The organism is Pantoea sp. MBD-2R, assembly GCF_039134845.1.
Lineage (GTDB): Bacteria > Pseudomonadota > Gammaproteobacteria > Enterobacterales > Enterobacteriaceae > Erwinia.
Window position 1 is genome coordinate 1,970,768 of the sequence record NZ_CP152417.1, and the last position, 19,102, is coordinate 1,989,869.

General features: G+C 58.9%; 15 protein-coding genes. 14 read left to right on the forward strand and 1 reads right to left on the reverse strand.

What is annotated here, in order from left to right:
- Positions 1–13: 13 nt before the first annotated feature.
- Entirely contained in the window at positions 14–1,702 is a 1,689-nt protein-coding gene (betA, locus tag AAGQ96_RS09260) for a choline dehydrogenase (protein ID WP_342755327.1), read from the forward strand.
- Positions 1,703–1,777: 75 nt separating this feature from the next.
- Here betA and AAGQ96_RS09265 read toward each other — a convergent pair whose 3' ends face one another.
- On the reverse strand, positions 1,778–3,694 hold the full coding sequence (locus AAGQ96_RS09265; protein WP_342755328.1) for a sigma-54-dependent Fis family transcriptional regulator: 1,917 nt from the start codon (positions 3,692–3,694) through the stop codon (positions 1,778–1,780).
- A gap of 275 nt (positions 3,695–3,969) precedes the next feature.
- Here AAGQ96_RS09265 and ssuD point away from each other — a divergent pair, with 275 nt between their 5' ends.
- From ssuD to AAGQ96_RS09330, 13 genes are all read left to right on the forward strand, one after another.
- Positions 3,970–5,136: an FMNH2-dependent alkanesulfonate monooxygenase gene (gene ssuD, locus AAGQ96_RS09270; RefSeq protein WP_147197389.1), complete on the forward strand. Its 1,167-nt coding sequence runs from the start codon at positions 3,970–3,972 to the stop codon at positions 5,134–5,136.
- Positions 5,137–6,234 carry a dimethylsulfone monooxygenase SfnG gene (sfnG, locus tag AAGQ96_RS09275; protein WP_342755329.1) on the forward strand — a complete coding sequence of 366 codons (1,098 nt, stop codon included), beginning with the start codon at positions 5,137–5,139 and terminating at the stop codon, positions 6,232–6,234.
- Positions 6,227–7,732: an FAD-dependent oxidoreductase gene (locus tag AAGQ96_RS09280; RefSeq protein WP_342755330.1), complete on the forward strand. Its 1,506-nt coding sequence runs from the start codon at positions 6,227–6,229 to the stop codon at positions 7,730–7,732. The genes sfnG and AAGQ96_RS09280 overlap by 8 nt, the downstream gene beginning before the upstream one ends.
- A gap of 3 nt (positions 7,733–7,735) precedes the next feature.
- The gene (locus AAGQ96_RS09285) at positions 7,736–9,145 is read left to right on the forward strand and encodes an LLM class flavin-dependent oxidoreductase (protein WP_342755331.1); all 1,410 of its coding nucleotides are present in this window, start codon (positions 7,736–7,738) and stop codon (positions 9,143–9,145) included.
- 561 nt (positions 9,146–9,706) lie between these two features.
- On the forward strand, positions 9,707–11,173 hold the full coding sequence (locus AAGQ96_RS09290) for an MFS transporter (protein WP_147197397.1): 1,467 nt from the start codon (positions 9,707–9,709) through the stop codon (positions 11,171–11,173).
- The gene (locus tag AAGQ96_RS09295; RefSeq protein WP_342755332.1) at positions 11,166–12,377 is read left to right on the forward strand and encodes an acyl-CoA dehydrogenase family protein; all 1,212 of its coding nucleotides are present in this window, start codon (positions 11,166–11,168) and stop codon (positions 12,375–12,377) included. The genes AAGQ96_RS09290 and AAGQ96_RS09295 overlap by 8 nt, the downstream gene beginning before the upstream one ends.
- A gap of 2 nt (positions 12,378–12,379) precedes the next feature.
- A complete protein-coding gene (locus tag AAGQ96_RS09300) occupies positions 12,380–13,651 on the forward strand; it encodes an SfnB family sulfur acquisition oxidoreductase (RefSeq protein WP_147197401.1) in 1,272 nt (423 codons plus the stop codon).
- Between the two features lie 9 nt (positions 13,652–13,660).
- Entirely contained in the window at positions 13,661–14,863 is a 1,203-nt protein-coding gene (locus tag AAGQ96_RS09305) for an SfnB family sulfur acquisition oxidoreductase (RefSeq protein WP_342755333.1), read from the forward strand.
- Positions 14,860–16,224: an LLM class flavin-dependent oxidoreductase gene (locus tag AAGQ96_RS09310; protein WP_342755334.1), complete on the forward strand. Its 1,365-nt coding sequence runs from the start codon at positions 14,860–14,862 to the stop codon at positions 16,222–16,224. Before AAGQ96_RS09305 ends, AAGQ96_RS09310 begins: the two co-directional genes overlap by 4 nt.
- Complete coding sequence (locus AAGQ96_RS09315; protein WP_147197409.1) at positions 16,221–17,021, forward strand: MetQ/NlpA family ABC transporter substrate-binding protein; 801 nt, start codon at positions 16,221–16,223, stop codon at positions 17,019–17,021. Before AAGQ96_RS09310 ends, AAGQ96_RS09315 begins: the two co-directional genes overlap by 4 nt.
- A gap of 53 nt (positions 17,022–17,074) precedes the next feature.
- Entirely contained in the window at positions 17,075–18,112 is a 1,038-nt protein-coding gene (locus tag AAGQ96_RS09320) for an ATP-binding cassette domain-containing protein (protein WP_342755541.1), read from the forward strand.
- Complete coding sequence (locus AAGQ96_RS09325; RefSeq protein ID WP_147197413.1) at positions 18,099–18,746, forward strand: methionine ABC transporter permease; 648 nt, start codon at positions 18,099–18,101, stop codon at positions 18,744–18,746. The genes AAGQ96_RS09320 and AAGQ96_RS09325 overlap by 14 nt, the downstream gene beginning before the upstream one ends.
- 143 nt (positions 18,747–18,889) lie before the next feature.
- Positions 18,890–19,096: a hypothetical protein gene (locus AAGQ96_RS09330; RefSeq protein ID WP_147197415.1), complete on the forward strand. Its 207-nt coding sequence runs from the start codon at positions 18,890–18,892 to the stop codon at positions 19,094–19,096.
- The last annotated feature ends 6 nt before the right edge of the window (positions 19,097–19,102 follow it).

Consider the following 19,102-nt stretch of genomic DNA (forward strand, 5'->3'; position numbering starts at 1 on the left):
ATCTGGAGGTTTAATGCAGAAATTTGACTATATCATTATTGGAGCCGGTTCCGCAGGCAACGTCCTTGCAACGCGACTGACTGAGGATGCTGACGTATCGGTACTTTTACTGGAAGCGGGTGGAAAAGATCACCGCTGGGACTTCCGTACCCAAATGCCAGCCGCTTTGGCTTATCCGCTTCAGGGGAAACGCTACAACTGGGCTTATGAGACCGATCCTGAGCCAAAAATGAACAACCGCCGCATGGAATGTGGACGCGGTAAAGGCCTGGGCGGCTCATCGCTAATCAACGGCATGTGCTACATCCGCGGCAACGCGATGGATTACGATAACTGGGCGAAAAAAGACGGGTTGGAAAACTGGTCTTATCTGAACTGCCTGCCCTATTTCCGCAAGGCGGAAAAGCGTGATATTGGTGAAAACGACTATCACGGTGGCGAGGGCTACCTGAGCGTCACCACGCCGAAAGCAGGCAACAATCCGCTGTTCCGCGCCTTTATCGATGCGGCTACGCAGGCCGGTCATCATGAAACCGACGACCTGAACGGCTACCGTCAGGATGGTTTTGGCCCGATGGACCGCACCGTGACGCCAAAAGGCCGTCGCTCCAGCACCGCTCGTGGCTATCTGGATGTGGCTAAGCAGCGTTCAAACCTGACCATCGTCACCCATGCGCAGACCGATCGCATTCTGTTCAGCGGCAAAACCGCAACGGGCGTGTGCTGGCTGCGCAACGGCAAAGAAGAGCAGGCGGAAGCCACGCGTGAAGTGCTGCTGTGTGCTGGCGCAATTGCGTCGCCGCAGATCCTTCAGCGTTCAGGCGTTGGCCCGCAGGAATGGTTGCAGGAGCTGGATATCCCGGTGGTTCACGCGTTGCCTGGCGTTGGCCGCAATTTGCAGGATCACCTGGAAGTCTATATGCAGTTCCGCTGCAAAAAGCCGGTCAGTCTCTATCCGTCGCTACAGTGGTGGAACCAGCCGGCGATTGGTGCTGAGTGGCTGTTTAACGGCACCGGCACCGGGGCCAGTAACCAGTTTGAAGCGGGCGGCTTTATTCGCAGCGATGACCAGCCAGACTGGCCGGATCTGCAATATCACTTCCTGCCGGTGGCGATTAACTATAACGGCAGCAGCCCGGTGAAAGAGCATGGTTTCCAGGCCCACGTTGGCCCCATGCGTTCAATGAGCCGCGGTCGTGTGAAGCTGACCTCGAAACATCCTTATGCCGCACCTTCGATCTTCTTTAACTACATGTCAGAAGACCGTGACTGGGTGGAGTTCCGCAACGCGGTTCGCCTGACGCGTGACATCATGAAGCAGCAGGCGCTGGCAGAATATTGCGGCGAAGAGATCCAGCCTGGTGCGCATGTGCAGAGTGATGAAGAGATTGACGCTTTCATTCGTGACCACGCCGAAACGGCTTATCACCCGTGCGGCAGCTGTGCGATGGGTAACGACGAAATGGCGGTTGTGGATGCAGAAGGGCGCGTCCATGGCATGCAGCGTCTGCGCGTAGTGGATGCGTCGATTATGCCGCAGATCACCACCGGCAACCTGAACGCGCCAACGGTTATGATTGCCGAGAAGATGGCCGATGTCATCCGCGGTCGCGCGCCGCTGGCGGTATCCACGGCGGATTACTATCAGCTACAGCGTGAAAAGGCTGAAGCAGAGCACGAAATGGCCGACGGCACCGTTTAACCGCTCGCCTTTTGCTTATTTGCACAACAAGCCTCTGGTTAACGCCAGAGGCTTTTTTACATCGAACATCCCGCCTCACAGCGCACTGCGCCATTTCGCTCGCTCTACCGGCATCTGCCAGACCGCATCCCGCACTTTAATGGCCCGTGGCAGCAGGCCGAGAGCATAAAACCTGTCGGCAATAGCCTGCTGCTCACGAACGATGGCAAAATCCATGTGCCGGGTTTGGTGGCTGCGCCGGGAAAGTGCATGGCTGAGCGAGGCGGTCGATAACCCCAGCTCGCCTGAAAGCAGCGTTGCCGCCTCACTGCGCTGGGTATCAATGTAACGGCCGGTCTGCTCCAACGCCGTCATCAGCGTTTGCAGCAAATCTGCCGAATGGCTGGCGAAATCGCGATGGGTAAGATAGAACTGATGGTTGTTGACGCGGCCTTCACCGTTAGCGATCACCCGCAGCTGCTGACCTTTTTCGGCGTCGCTGAGCAACGGATCCCACATCATCCAGGCATCCACCGCATGGCGATCGCTGGGCGTCAGTGGATACTTCGGCGGCGCGTAAACCACCCGCACATCGTCCAGCGTCAGTCCGGCTTCATCAAGAATTTGCAGCAGCAGGTAGTGCACGTTAGAGCCTTTGTTCACGGCAATGCGTTTGCCTTTTAAATCGGCCAGCGTGTGCAAATCGCTGTCTGCGGCGACCAGCAGCGCCACGCTTTGCGGCGCGGCCGGCTCCCAGGCGACATACAGCAGCGGACTCTGGCTGGCCTGGGCAAACAGCGGTGGCACCTCGCCGGTGGTGCCAAAGTCGATCTCGCCATGGCTAAGCGCATGCAGCAGCTGCGGCCCGGCGGGGAACTCGCTCCACAACACGCTGACGCCGCAATCGGCAAACTGCGCTTCCAGCGACTGCCGCGCCTTGAGAATGCCAAGGTTGCCGAATTTTTGATAACCGATACGCAGCTCGCGCTCCTGCGCTGTGGCCGTGGTGATGCGCGGTGTTTTTCCTGCCACGCTGCGGCGCGGCTTAATCAGGCCGATATGGCCCAGATGCGTGCGCAGGCTGTTGCGGCTGATGCCAAGCAGCGCGGCGGTCTGGATCTGATTGCCCTGGCTCATCTCAAACGCGTTACGCACCAGCGAGTCCATGATGCGCTGCCAGGCCGCACCGTCATTGCACGCCAGCTGCTGCCGCAGAAAGCTGTCGAGAGAATTCTCTGCCGCTGACGTTGCCGTCATCACCGGGCTGAGGCGCAGTTGCTGTGGCGTAATCAGCGGTTCTTTGCTCAGCAGCACGGCGTTATGTAGCGTATTTTCCAGTTCGCGGATATTGCCCGGCCAGGCATAGTCCATCAGCGTGGCCAGCGCCTCTTCGCTGAGTTTACGCTGTGGGCGACCCAGCCTGCGGGCGTACAACGTCAGGAAATGCTCCGCCAGCAGCGGAATATCCTGGCGGCGCTGTCGCAGCGGCGGCAGCGTAACGGCAGCCACGTTTAACCGGTAATAGAGATCTTCCCGGAAGCGTTTTTCACCGATCGCGCTGGCCAGATCGACATGGGTGGCGGCGATGACCCGGACATTGACCTTCACCGGGCGACGGGAGCCTACGCGGGTCACTTCACGCTCCTGCAACACGCGCAGTAGCTTTACCTGCAAAGAGAGGCTCAGTTCGCCGATTTCATCCAGCAGCAGCGTGCCGCCTTCGGCTGCCTCAAACCAGCCCTGATGCTGTCCGGCCGCGCCGGTAAATGCGCCTTTCTCGTGCCCGAACAGTTCCGACTCTGCCAGGCTTTCCGTTAGTGCACCGCAGTTGACGGCGAGAAAAGGGCGATCCCGTCTGGCGCTATGATGATGAAGGTAGCGCGCAACCACCTCTTTTCCCGTGCCGGTTTCGCCAACAATCAGCACGGTTGCGTCGGTAGGCGCAAGGCGATCCAGCACGCTCTGAAAAGCAAGGGAGGCGGGATCGATCAGCGCGGGAATGGCGTTATGCATCGCAAAATCCTGAGTGACAAGCGTGCTGTCACCATACCGCCTGACTGATAACAAAACGAGAGGGCGCAGCGCCGAAACTGTTGCATATGCAGCAGTTGCTGTATGCGGTGTGTTGCATTTGCAGCAGAACATCGCCCGGGTAAAAATAGTTAATTCACTGATTTATAATAAAAAATAAATCTTCATCGGCTGGCACGTTTCCTGCTAACTGATTTATAACCAAAGAGTCTGACTCTATAAGATAAATTCAGATAATGTTATAAGGATAAGCGATAATGAGCCACCCTTCACCGGAAAACATCAACGTCTTTTGGTTCCTGCCGACCCACGGCGACGGGCGCTATTTGGGCACTACGGAAGGCGGACGTGCGGTGGATTTGCCTTATTTACAACAGGTTGCGCTGGCAGCCGATAACCTCGGCTATTACGGTGTGCTGATCCCCACGGGCAAAAGCTGTGAAGATTCCTGGCTGGTGGCCTCGGCGCTGGCGCCCATCACTAAACGCCTGCGTTATCTGGTTGCCGTGCGGCCAGGCTTGCAGCCGCCAACGCTGGCGGCACGGATGGCCACCACGCTGGATCGCCTCTCGGAAGGACGTCTGCTGATTAACGTGGTCACCGGCGGCGATCCCGTTGAAAACAAAGGCGACGGTATTTTTCTCAGCCACGCCGAGCGTTATCAGGTCACGCGTGAATTCCTCGAAGTCTATTCACGCCTGCTGAAAGGCGAAAAGGTCGATTTCCACGGCGAACATATTCAGGTCGAAGGCGCTGAAGTGCTGTTTCCACCGGTGCAGGAAAACGGCCCGCCGCTCTATTTCGGCGGCTCCTCTGAGGAAGCTATCGACGTGGCTGCTAACCAGATCGACAGCTATCTGACCTGGGGCGAACCCGTAGAGCAGGTTGCCGAAAAGCTGGCAGTGGTGCGTCAGCGCGCGCAGGCACGCGGCCGCACGTTGTCATACGGCATCCGGTTACACGTTATCGTGCGCGAAACGGAAGAGGAGGCCAGGGCCGCTGCTGACCGGCTGATTGCGCATCTGGATGACGACACCATTGCTGCGGCACAAAAAATTTTCTCGCGGATGGATTCTACCGGTCAGGCGCGAATGAGCGCGCTGCATAGCGGCTCGCGCGACGATCTGTGGATTGGGCCAAACTTATGGGCTGGCGTCGGGTTAGTACGTGGCGGCGCAGGAACCGCGCTGGTGGGGAACCCGCAGCAGGTCGCCGGGCGCATCCGTGAATACCAGGCGCTGGGCATTGAGAACTTTATCTTCTCCGGCTATCCGCATCTGGAAGAAGCACACCGCTTTGCCGAACTGGTGATGCCGTTGCTGCCGCTGGCCTCCAACAGCGAAAAGCGTCAGCGTACCATCAATACCGGGCCGTTTGGCGAAACCATTGGCGGCGATCGCCGTCCGGCAAAAAACCGAGGATGAATGACTATGAGCAATCAACCCATCAAGTTCGCCTACTGGGTGCCTAACGTTTCGGGCGGCCTGGTCATCAGCGACATTCCACAGCGCACCAGCTGGGACGTTGACTATAACCGCAAGCTGGCGCAAATCGCCGAGCGGGCTGGCTTTGAGTATGCGTTAACCCAAATCCGTTTTACGGCGGGCTATGGCGCAGATAATCAGCACGAATCGGTCAGTTTCTCGCAGGCGCTGCTGGGCGCAACGGAGAAGCTCAAGGTGATTGCCGCTCTTCTTCCCGGCCCCTGGAATCCCACGCTGGCGGCAAAACAGATCGCCACCATCAGCCATCTCAGCAATGCCCGCATCGCGGTCAACATTGTCAGCGGCTGGTTTCGCGGCGAATTCAAGGCGATCGGTGAACCCTGGTTGGATCATGAAGAACGCTACCTGCGTTCGGAAGAGTTTATCCGCTGCCTGAAAGGCATCTGGCAGCAGGAAAGCTTTACCTTTGCCGGTGATTTTTACCGCTACCGTGACTATTCGCTGAAGCCGAAGCCGCTGGATCCGCAGCCTGAAGTCTTTCAGGGCGGCAGCTCGCGCGCCGCACGTGATATGGCCGCTAAGGTTTCCGACTGGTACTTCACCAACGGCAATACGCCGGCGGGGATCCGCCAGCAGGTTGATGATATTCAGCATAAGGCCGCGCAAAACCAGCATCAGGTAAAAGTCGGTGTTAACGGTTTTGTTATCGCCCGTGAGACCGAGCAGCAGGCGCAACAGGTCTTGCAGGAGATCCTCGATCATGCCAATCCGGAGGCGGTGAAAGGCTTTCAGCATGAGGTGAAAAATGCGGGTAGCGCCTCGCCGGAAGGGGAAGGCAACTGGGCAAAATCGACGCTCGACGATCTGGTGCAGTACAACGACGGCTTTAAAACCAACCTGATCGGCACGCCGCAGCAAATTGCGCAGAGGATTATGGCGCTAAAAGAGGCGGGTGCCGATCTGCTGCTGCTCGGCTTCCTGCATTTTCAGGAAGAGGTGGAATTTTTTGGTCGTGAAGTGATTCCGCTGGTGCGCGAGCTGGAGGCTCAGCGGCAGCCGGAGCTGCATCATGGTTGAGCGGCATATCGTCATCGTCGGCGGCGGTTTTACCGGCACCGCGCTGGCGATCCATCTGGCGCGTTTGGGCAGCGCGGGCTTAACGGTCACGGTTATCGAGCCGCGTCATCAGCTGGGACAAGGCGTGGCCTACGGTACTGACGATCCGGCACACCGCATCAACGTGCCCGCCGCACGTATGCAGCTTTCAGCGGCGCAGGAAGGCGAGTTTGACCAGTGGTATCGCGCCTCGGCGGCCTGTGCGCAGGATCCGGCCGCGCGCTGGCATGACGGCAAGATCTATCCACAGCGCGGGCAGTTTGGCGCATACGTTGCCGAACAGTTTGCGCAGGCTGCCCGCACGTCGGCGGTCAGCCTGCGGCACGTGCAGGATCGCGCCGTCGCGTTACGTCATCATGCAATAGTCACCGCTTCGGGTGCGGTGTTTCAGGCAGACGAGGTGGTGTTAGCCATCAGTCATCCGCCGCCCGCGCTACCGCAAATTTTGCAGCGATGGCTTGCGGGAGAGCACGGGCAAAACCACGCCGCTGAACGGACCGGCGATGCAGGCTCTGCCAGCCCTGCCGCGCTGATCGCCAATCCGTGGCAAAAAAATGCGCTCGCGGCGGTGGGCGCGGACGATCGAATCGCCATTATCGGTTCAGGACTGACCATGTCGGACGTGGTGGCCTCGCTGCACCGCCAGGGACATCGCGGTCAAATCGTCGCTTTCTCACGGCGCGGGCAACTGCCACGTGACAACGTCAGCGGCGACTATCCGGCGCGACCGCTGGATTACCAACGCCCTCAGGCCGCCACCGCCCTCGGCTGGCTGCGACGTGTTCGTCAGGAAGTGGCTCGGGCTGCGGAAGACGGTGTGCCGTGGCAGCTGGTGCTGGATGATATCCGCCTGAATGGCCAGCGCATCTGGCAACAGCTGCCGGTTGCCGAGCAGCGGCGTTTTCTGCGGCATCTGCGCCCCTGGTGGGACGTGCACCGTTACCGCATCGCCCCGCAGGTGAGCGAAATCCTGAATCAGTCTCAGGCCAGCGGCAGACTGCATGTGCTGGCCGCTCGCTTAACGGCCGTGCGCAGCGCAGAACAGGGTATTCAGCTAACGCTTCAGCCGCGTCGTGGCGTACGGGCTGCCTGGCCTGAGTGGTCTGAGCAGCCCGGGCTGCACGTCGATAAGCTGATTGTCACCACCGGACCGGCGCACGGCGCACTGCTGAACAGCGACGCTTTGCTCCACCAGCTGGCTGAAGCGGGGGAGATTCAGGCCGATCCGCTGGCACTGGGGATTTTGGTCAATGCCCATTCACAAGCAGTTAATCAGCATGGCTTTGCCAATCCGCATTTGCATGTTGTTGGACCCGCTGCCCGCGGTCGTTTTGGCGAACTGATGGGCCTGCCGCAGGTGGCTGAACATGCCGAAACGCTGGCGTATCAGCTTCTCGGCAAAACCCCGCACCCGCAAAAATCGTCCACTGACGTACTAAAAACTATTCCTCTGGAGTGAACTATGCCTGTGCAACGCGAAATTCGCCTGAACGCTTTTGATATGAACTGTGTCGGACACCAGTCGCCGGGGCTGTGGGCGCACCCGCGCGACCGCTCGTGGGAATATAAAGATCTCGCTTACTGGACCGATCTGGCGCGTCTGCTGGAGCGCGGTAAATTCGACGGCCTGTTTATTGCGGACGTGCTCGGTGTTTATGATGTGCTGAACGGCAATAACGAGGCCGCGATCCGCCACGCCACGCAGGTGCCGGTAAACGATCCGCTGGCGCTGATTACGCCAATGGCGCTGGTGACGGAGCATCTTGGATTTGGCCTGACGGCCTCGCTGTCGTTTGAACATCCTTATCCGTTCGCCCGCCGTCTTTCCACGCTGGATCATCTCACCAAAGGCCGCGTCGGCTGGAATATCGTCACTTCTTATCTGGAAAGCGGCGCGCGCAATATTGGCTACCGGGCGCAAACCGATCATGATGCGCGCTATGACTATGCTGATGAATATTTGCAGGTGGTCTACAAACTGCTGGAGGGCAGCTGGGAGGAGGGCGCAATCCTGCGCGATCGCCAAAAACGTCTGTTCAGCGATCCGGCCAAAATCCATCCGATCAATCATCAGGGGACTTTCTTCCAGGTACCGGGCATTCACCTTTGCGAACCTTCACCGCAGCGCACGCCGGTACTGTATCAGGCGGGTGCCTCCAGCCGGGGCAAGCAGTTTGCCGCCGAACATGCCGAATGCGTTTTCGTTGCTTCACCGTCAAAAGTGCTGCTAAAGAAAACGGTCGCGGACATTCGCCGACGCGCCGCAGAAGCGGGACGCGATCCCCGCAGCGTACTGATTTTCAACCTGCAAACGGTGATCGTTGGCGAAACGGATAAGGCCGCACAGGCCAAATGGCAGGAATATAAAAGCTATGTCAGTTATGAAGGCGCGCTGGCGCTGATTTCCGGCTGGACCGGTATCGACTTTGGACAGTATCAGCCGGATCAGGTGCTGAAGCATCTGCATACCAACGCCATTCAGTCGGCGGTGGAAACCTTCTCAACCGCCGATCCCAACAAACAGTGGACGGTGCAGGCGCTGGCGGACTGGGTGGGTATTGGCGGCTTTGGCCCGCTGCTGGTGGGCAGCGCTGAAACGGTGGCTGACGAGCTGCAAAGCTGGGTGGAAGAGACCGACGTCGATGGCTTTAACCTCGCTTATGCCGTCACCCACGAAACCTTCACCGACGTAGTAGAACTGCTGATCCCCGAGCTGCAAAGACGCGGCGTTTACAAGCAGGACTACCAGCCCGGCACGCTGCGTGAAAAACTGTTCAACCAGGGACCGCGCCTGACCGCGCCGCATCCGGGCGCAGGCTATCGACGTCAGTCCCAGGCCGAAAGTCCCTCACAGACAGTGGTCACGTCTTAATCTGCTAAAGCGCAGTGGGCAGGCTTCTGAAAAGGTGACGTTGTAACAAATCAGCATCGCCTTTTCCTGACAGCGCTAACTGTATCAAAACGGAATGAGCAGGCTTCTTAACAAGCGATGCCTGTGACAATGCAAAATGAGCGGTTTTCTGAGCAAATACATCTTTGAAAAAGCAACATTATTAGCATTTTAGGAAAAGCAACGCCTGTATTAAAGCGGGAGGGGAATGGGCCGGTAATAAAGCGTCCTGGGCCATGGACGGCCCAGGTCGAGCGGCCAGGGAGGGCGTTTTTTGCGTCTTTATGGACGGCCCATTCCCCTGACGCCTGCACCGGAACCGGCAGCCACATTACCAGCGAGCACCGGACCCGGCAGCCACAATGCCAACGATCACCGGCCTACTCCCCCCGAATCAGCCCCGCCGATCCGGCGTCTTCGCCTGCCTGAAAAATATCATTTAACTTATTGAATTTATTAAATTTAATAGCATATTTTGTTGTTTTGATGCGTCTCATTTTCGCTTTATAACAGCTCGACCTGCAAAATAATAATGAGGGTTCTATGAGCACCATCAACCTTGATGACGAAGGCGAATTGATTTTGCCCTCGCCGCACTCAACACCGATCCGCTCCGTCAGCGACGTGGCGCAACTGATCAACAGCAGCACCAGTAAAAACAGCTATGCACGCTTTATCGTTTTCCTCGCCCTGGGCGGCGTCTTTCTCGACGCCTACGATCTCACTACGCTCTCCTGGGGCATCGACGACGTGGTCAAAGAGTTTGGCCTGACCCCGACGCTCACCGGCTTAGTCACCTCGTCGATTATGATCGGCACCATCGTCGGCAACCTGCTGGGCGGCTGGCTCACCGACAAATATGGCCGCTATTCCGTGTTTATGGCCGACATGCTGTTCTTTGTGGTCTCGGCGATTGCCGCCGGACTGGCACCCAACGTCTGGGTATTGATCGGCGCACGGTTTCTGATGGGCATTGGCGTAGGCATCGATCTTCCCGTGGCAATGGCTTATCTGGCCGAGTTCTCGAAATTTACCGGTAAAGGCAACAAAGCGGCGCGGCTGGCGGCCTGGTGCCCGATGTGGTACGCCGCCTCGTCCGCCTGCTTCTTTATCATCTTCGCGCTTTATTTCCTGCTGCCGAAAGAGCATCTGGACTGGCTGTGGCGCGCCTCGCTGCTGTTTGGTGCCGTTCCGGCGCTGCTGATCATCGCCGTACGCAGTAAATTTATGAACGAATCGCCACTGTGGGCCGCTAATCAGGGCGATCTGAGCGGCGCGGCACGCATTCTGCGCGACTCTTATGGCATTCACGCGCACGAAGAAAAATCCGCCTCTGCGGCAGAAAAGAAAGCCCCACCGAAAGTCAGTTTCCGCGTGCTGTTCCAGAAGCCTTATCGCGAACGCACCATCGTCACCAGCGTGATGAACGTCTGCATCTCGTTCGAATATACCGCCATCGCCTTTTTCCTGCCGTCGATTCTGGCGCAGTTCCTTGGCGCTGGCATGTTCGAAACGATTTCCGCCTCGCTGGGGCTGAACGCACTGTTCGCCTTTACCGGCGGCCTGCTGGGCATGCGGCTGGCGTGGAAATTCCCTTCCCGCCACGTGGCCATTGCCGGTTTCGCGCTGCAATTTATCGCGCTGGTGGCGCTGGCATTGGTCGGTCATCCGCAGGCCACCTTCGGCGTGGTGTTTGCCATTCTGATGCTCGGCCTGTGGCTGTTCGCCGAAGGCTTCGGGCCTGGCGCGCAGATGATGATCTATCCGGCGCTCTCCTATCCAACGCATATTCGCGCTACCGGCGTCGGCTTTGGCCGCTCGCTTTCCGGTATCGGTAGCGCACTGGCGCTGTTTGTTCTGCCCATTTTGCAGGCCTCGTACGGCACTAACATGTTCTGGATTGTCTCGCTGGCCGCCATCATCCCGATCTGCTTCCTGATGGTGGTGCGCTTCGAACCGACGCGTCAGGACATTGACGACACTCAAGCTACTGGAGAATCCCATGTCTGAATCCAACACAGCACACGACAACGAGCTGGCTGCACGCTTCCGGCCAATCTTTGCCCGCATCGCCGAAGGCACCGTTGAACGCGAGCGGCGTCGTGCGCTGGCGCAGGAACCCATCCGCTGGCTGAAAGAAGCAGGATTCGGCACCTTACGTATCCCCCGTAGCGAAGGTGGGCTGGGTGCAACGCTGCCGCAGCTGTTTCAGCTGCTGACCGAACTGGCGGAAGCCGACTCTAATCTGCCGCAGGCGCTCAGAGCACACTTTGCCTTTGTGGAAGACCGCCTGAACCAGCCGGACAGCGAGGAGCGTAAACGCTGGTTCCGCCGCTTTATCGACGGTGAGCTGGTAGGCAGTGGCTGGAGCGAAATCGGCAATCTGAAACTGGGGGAAGTATTAACCAAAGTCGCGCCCGCAGAAGAAGGCTGGCTGCTTGATGGCGAAAAGTTCTACAGCACCGGCACACTCTACGCCGACTGGATCGATGTTTATGCTCAGCGCACCGACAACGGCCGCGACGTGATTGCGCTGGTGAACACGCATCAGGCGGAGGTTGAACGTGACGATGACTGGGATGGTTTCGGCCAGCGCCTGACCGGCAGCGGCACCACCCGCTTTAAGCGGGCCAGGGTAGATCGGACGCACGTCTATGACTTCAGCGAACGCTTCCGTTATCAGACCGCCTTTTATCAACACGTTCTGTTGTCAACGCTGGCCGGAATTGGCCGCGCCGTCACCCGTGACGCAGCGAAAAGCGTGGCCGCCCGCAAGCGCATCTACAGCCACGGTAACGCGCCGCAGGTAAAACAGGACGTTCAGGTATTGCAGGTTGTCGGTCAGATCTCCAGCTGGGCCTGGTCGGTTGAGGCAACGGTCCAGCGCGCCACGCAGTCGTTACAGCTGGCGTTTGACGTTCATCAGCAGGGCGGTGATGACGCGCAAATTCGTGAGGCCAATGTTCAGGCGGAACTGGAAGCGGCGAAAGCGCAGGTCATTGCCAGCGATCTGATCCCGCGTGCGGCAACGGAGCTGTTTAACGCGCTCGGTGCGTCAGATACCCGTGTCAGCAAAGCGCTGGATCGCCACTGGCGCAACGCCCGCACGGTCGCCTCACACAATCCGGTGATCTATAAAACGCGCAACGTCGGCGACTGGGAAGTCAACGGTCAAGAACCGACCTTTATCTGGCAAATCGGCAACGGTGAATAGCGATGGCTTCTGAAAAACTAACGGCGGCCAGCGGGGCGAGCCTGGCTGCCCACAGCGAAAGCCCGCTCAGCGACATTGACTGGCAGCCCCCAGAGCCTGCCGCAGTACTTGACAGCGAGCAACAGGCGCTTGCCGCAGCACGGCAGGTGGCGGCACTGGCGGTGGCCGATGCGGCAACGCGCGACAGGGATCGTATTTATCCGCTGGAGGCGCTCTCGCTGTTCAGCCGCAGCGGCTTAGCCAGCCTTTCTGTTCCCCGTGCTTTTGGCGGCGGCGGGCTGCCTTATCGCACCGTGGCGGAGGTTTTCCGCCTGATCTCGGCAGCCGATCCGTCGCTGGGACAGATCCCGCAAAACCACTTCGGCCTGATCCAGTTTGTTCGCGACGCGGGCACACCAGAACAACAGGCGGCGATATTCAAAGCGGTGGTCAACGGCCACCGGCTGGGCAACGGCGGGCCGGAGAAAAACAGCCGACACACGCGTGACGTGCAGGCACGGCTGCGACAAAGTGAACAGGGACTGCGGCTCAGCGGCGAGAAGTTTTATTCCACCGGCGCGCTCTTTGCCCACCTCATCGTCACCACCGCTGTTGATGATAACGGTAAGGCGGTCATGGCGTTTATACCGCGTCAGACACCGGGCCTGGAGATTATTGATGACTGGTCGGGCATCGGCCAGCGCACCACGGCCAGCGGCACGGTACGCCTGACGAACGTGTGGGTCGATCCGGCGCGGGTCATCGCGGTTCCCGACGCCGGGCAGCCTTCGCTGCGCGGCCCGGTTTCGCAGCTGATTCAGGCGGCCATCGATGCCGGAATCGCTCGCGGCGCTTTCGATGAGGCGTGTGAATTTATCCGTCAGCACTCACGTCCGTGGGTGGACGCGGGCGTGGAGCGCAATGCTTGTGATCCGCACCTGCAGGCGGATGTCGGACGCGTCTGGATCGCGTTACAGGCGGCGGAAGCGTTGCTTCGGCGTGCGGCAAATACGCTGGACGCGCTCGATCCCCAACGGCTTGATGCGGCCGGTATTGCGCAGGCGTCCATTGCCGTTGCCGAGGCCAAAGTACTGACAACAAACGTTGCGCTGACAGCCAGCGAAAAGCTATTGGAATGGGGCGGCAGCCGATCTTCACTCAGTGAACATAATCTGGATCGCCACTGGCGCAATGCGCGCACCCATACGTTACATGACCCGGTGCGCTGGAAGTATCACGCTATCGGTAACTATTACCTCAACGCGATTTTCCCGGCCCGTCATGCCTGGATTTAAGGAACGCACATGAGCCAGGTTAAGCCAAAACAGCCCGCCGCCGTCATTACCAGCGAGGCTCAGGCGCTCAGCGTGGCGCACGCGCTGGCTGCACAGTTTCGCCCTGAATCGAGCCTGCGCGACCGTGAGCGACAGCTGCCTGATACGCAGCTTCAGGCGCTGTTTGCATCAGGGCTGGGGGCGATAACCGTGCCGGCCGCCTTTGGCGGTGCGGCCGTCTCCAGCGTCGTAGTGGCGCAGATCATTGCGATCCTGAGCGAAGCCGATGCCGCCATCGGGCAAATCCCGCAGAACCACTTTTACGCGCTGGAAGTGCTGCGGGTAAACGGCTCGGCCAGCCAGCAGCGGCGTTTGTATCGGGAAGTGCTGGATGGCGTGCATTTGGGCAACGCCCTGGCAGAATTCCGCACCCCGGCCGCGCATCATCGCAGCACGTCGGTTTTGCCGCAGGGCGACGGTTTTTTGCTACAGGGGCAGAAGTTCTATGCCACCGGCGCGATCTGGGCCGACCGCATTCCCACCGCTGCACGCGATGGTGACGGCAAAGAACAGCTGGTGTTTGTGCCGCGCGAACAGGCTGGCGTCAGCGTAACCGACGACTGGTCGGGCTTTGGTCAGCGTACCACCGGCAGCGGTACCGTCACCTTTGAAGCCGTGATTATCGATCCGCAGGATATCGTGCCGTTTCAGAGCGCCTTTGAGCGGCCCACGGCGGTCGGCCCTTTTGCGCAAATTATGCATGCCGCCATCGATCAGGGCATTGCCCGCGCGGCCTTCAGTGAGATGCTCGACTTTATTCGTACCAAAGCACGCCCGTGGCCCGACGCGGGCGTGGAGCGGGCCGCAGACGATCCGCTGCTGATCGATCGTGTGGGACAAATGGCGGCGCGTTTGCAGGCAGGAGAAGCCTTACTGGAAGATGCAGGCGAGGCCGTGGATGCCGCGCAGCGCGAACCTGATGCACAACGGGTTGCGCATGCTTCCATACAGGTTGCCGCCGCGCGCGCCTGGACAACGGAGTGCGCGCTGGAAGCGGCGAACCTGCTGTTTGAGCTTTCAGGCACCCGCTCGGCGCTGCGGGAACATAATTTTGACCGCCACTGGCGCAATGCGCGTACCCATACGCTGCACGATCCGGTGCGCTGGAAATATCCACTGATTGGCGACTACATACTGAACGGCACGCTGCCACCGCGCAGGGGGACAATATGAAGCCGGCAAAACAGCTGTTACTGAACGCGTTTAACATGAACTGCGTTGGCCATATTCATCATGGCATGTGGACGCATCCGCAGGATCGCTCCACCGAATTTAACGATCTGGATTACTGGCTGGATCTGGCGAAAACGCTGGAACGCGGCCTGTTCGACGGTCTGTTTATTGCCGATATCATCGGCGTTTATGACGTTTATCAGCAGGGCATAGCGTTGACGGCCAGCGAATCTATTCAGCTACCGGTTAACGATCCGCTGATGCTGGTATCGGCAATGGCCAGCGTGACGCAGCATCTGGGCTTCGGCCTGACGGCGAATCTCAGCTACGAAGCGCCTTATCCGTTCGCCCGACGCTTATCTACCCTTGACCATCTGACCAAAGGCCGCGTGGGCTGGAACATCGTTACCGGCTATCTCGACAGCGCCGCCCGGGCGATGGGGCAAACCGAGCTGGTGAGCCACGATCGTCGCTATGACCAGGCCGATGAGTTTCTTGAGGTCTGCTATCGCCTGTGGGAAGGCAGTTGGGAAGAGGATGCGGTGATCAATGATAAAGCGCGCAGGCGTTATGCCGACGCCAGCAAAATTCACCCGGTACGCCATCAGGGCGAATTTTATCAGCTGGAAGGCTATCACCTCTCGCAGCCTTCGCCGCAGCGCACGCCGCTGCTGTTTCAGGCGGGAAGCTCCGGGCGCGGCACGCGTTTTGCGGCAAATCATGCGGAATGCACCTTTGTGAATGGGCGGACGCCGCAGGCGATGCGAATTCAGTCGGATAAGCTGCGTCGGGCAGCACAGGATGCGGGCCGCCAGCCTGACGATCTGAAGATTTTTATGGGCATCTCGGTGATCGTTGCGCCGACCGAAAGCGAAGCGCAGGAGAAATACCGTGAGTATCTGCGCTATGCCAGCCCGGAGGCGGGCGTGGCGCATTTTTCCAGTTCCATCGGCATCGATCTGGCGCAGTTCGGGCTGGACGAACCGATCCGCAGCGGCCCGACGCGGGCCATCGAATCCGTCAGCAAAGCCTTTGAAGGCTGGACGCGGCGGCAGCTGCTAGAGCAGCACGCGCTCGGCGGCCGCTACGCGCTGATTGTCGGCAATCCGTCGCAGGTGGCGGAGGCATTGATCAACTGGCTTGATGAAGGCGGCATCGACGGTTTTAACCTGACGCGCATCGTGAATCCGCAAAGCTATATCGACTTTATCGATCTGGTGGTACCGGAACTTCAGCTGCGCGGGCGCTATAAAACCGGCTATCAGCCCGGCACCTTTAGAAAAAAAATTTTTGGCGATAACAGGCTGCCGGATCGTCATCCGGCGGCTCGCGACCGCATCACTTCTGGGGATCCACGATGACATTTAAACACCTTTTGCTGGCCGGGATTTTGGGCCTGACTTCGACGGCAACGCTGGCGGCGAACTACGACGGGCCGCTGAAAGTCGGCACCACATCCGCCTTTGCGCCGCCGCTGGAAACCGCCGTAGCCGAGGCGAAAAAGCAGGGACTTGCCGTCGATCTGATCGAATTCAGCGACTGGACCGCGCCCAACGTCAGCCTTGAAAACGGCGATATTGACGTGAATCTGTTTCAGCATCAGCCGTTCCTTGATAACGCTAACCAGCAGGGCGGCTTTCACCTGGTGAAATACGCGCCCGCAATCATCAATAACGTCGGGCTTTATTCGCTGAAACACAGTAGCCTGGCGCAGATCCCCGATGGCGGCACGGTAGCCATCGCCAACGATCCGATTAACGGCGGGCGCGGGCTGCTGCTGTTGCAAAAAGCGGGGCTGCTCAGGCTCAAGCCAGGCGCCGGGCTGAAATCTACCCTGGATGATATTGTGGAAAATCCAAAGCATTTGAGGATCCTCGAAGTGGAGGCGGTACAGCTTTCCCGCTCGCTGGAAGAGGTCGATCTGGCGCAGGGCTATCCGCATTATCTGCGCGCGTCGGGGGTGATCGATCCAAACAACGCGTTGCTGTTTGACGGGCTGGAACACCCTGAATACGTCATTCAGTTTGTCATTCGCGATGGGCATCAGGACGATCCAAGACTGAAAAAGTTCGTCGACATCTATCAGCATTCCCCGGTGGTTCGCGCCAGCCTGGATAAATTTTACGGCAAGCTTTATCAGCCTGGCTGGAGCCAGTAATGGTCAGTTTTGCCTGGCCGGAGCAGGCCACGGAAACAGAACAATCGGTGCGGATGAGCAGTCGTGTGCATATTGCCGTAAGCGGCCTGGTGAAACGCTATCCGGGCCAGCACAGCGATGCGTTGCAGGAGATCAACCTGCATATTCCCCACGGCGACATCTTCGGCATTATTGGACGCAGCGGCGCCGGGAAATCATCGTTAATCCGCTGTCTTAACCGGCTGGAAAATCCTTCTGCTGGCAGCGTGGTGATTGAGGGTGTTGATATCGGCAGCCTGTCCGCCACCGAGCTGGTGAACTGGCGTCGCGGCACCGGCATGATCTTCCAGCACTTCAATTTGCTGTCGGCAAAAACGGTACGCGAGAACGTTGAATTACCGCTGCGCGTTGCGGGTGTCGCGAAGCCGCAACGCCAGCGCAAGGTCGATGAACTGCTGGCGCTGGTGGGGCTGGAAGCCTGGCAGCATGCTTATCCGGCCCAGCTTTCCGGCGGTCAAAAGCAGCGCGTGGGGATTGCCCGCGCGCTGGTTCACGATCCCCAGCTGCTATTGTGCGATGAGGCGACCTCGGCGCTTGACCCGGAAACCACGCGGGCAATCCTCGCCCTGCTGCGTGATATCAACCGGCAGAAGGGCATCACTATCGTGCTGATCACCCATGAGATGGATGTGATCCACGATTTGTGTCACCAGGTCGCGGTACTGGAACAGGGAAGGATTATTGAACAGGGCCCGGTATGGCAGGTGTATGGTGACCCGCAGCAGGAGACCACCCGGCTGTTGCTGAATCCGCATTCTGCCAGCCTGCCGGAACCGCTGGCAGATCGGCTTCAGCCTCAGCCCTCGCCCTTTTCCCGCCCGCTAATCTGTCTGCATTATACCGGGCAGGGCGCGGTGCCGGATCTGGCCAAACTGGCTGGCGTGTCTGGCAGCGAGCTGACGCTGGTTCAGAGCGCGCTGGAATGGGTGCAGGGGCGGCAAATTGGACGGTTGTTACTGCTGGCGGCGGCCAGCGGACAGCGTTTTCAGGCAAAAGATATTTCAGGGCGACTCGCCGATCGTGTGGAGGTAATAGGTTATGTTAGCGCTTGATCGACTGTGGCAGGGATTCCTGGATACGCTGATGATGGTGGGATGTTCCTCGCTGGCCGCGCTGCTGTCTGGTCTGCCGCTGGCGGTGATCCTTGTGACGTCCGGCCGGGGAAATCTCTTTCCCGCACCGACGGTAAACCGCCTGCTCGGCTGGCTGGTCAATCTGTTCCGCTCGGTACCGTTTCTGATTTTGATGGTGGCACTGATCCCCTTTACCCGTCTGATTGTGGGCACCAGCTACGGCGTCTGGGCGGCGGTAGTGCCGCTGACGCTGGCGGCAACGCCCTTCTTTGCCCGCATCGCCGAAGTCAGCCTGCGCGAAGTGGACAAAGGGCTGATCGAGGCGGCGCAGGCGATGGGTTTTCATCGCTGGCACATTATCTGGCACGTGCTGCTGCCGGAAGCGCGGCCCGGCATCGTCAGCGGTTTTACCATTACGCTGGTGACAATGATCAACGCCTCGGCAATGGCAGGCGCTATTGGCGCGGGCGGACTCGGGGATCTGGCTTACCGCTACGGCTATCAGCGTTTCGATACCCAGGTCATGGTGACGGTGATCGTGGTGCTGGTGGCATTAGTTACGCTGCTGCAACTCTGCGGCGATCGCCTGTCGCGTCGGTTAAATCATCGCTGAACCGACAGCTGTTGCATCAAATCGCGAAATGCTATAGACAGGCTGTCAGGTAATTCTTATTATTTGGCGTTGTCTTATAATCAGGCAGAGCACCAACACTGTTTTCTTCTGCCATGCTTATAACGAGACCCTCAGGAGGATTTATGACCGACTTTTTCCGCCGTGGATTCGCCAGGATGTTGGCTGCACCCGCTAAGCTGATGCATGGATCTATTCGCCAAAACATTCAACATTCCGACAGCAGTAAAATTCTTACGGACGCTAATGGTAATGCGTCATTAAACATGAATAATCAACATGTTCGCGAATCAATGCGCGCTCGTATGGAAGAGCTTGCCCGGGAACGCTAAGGAAAA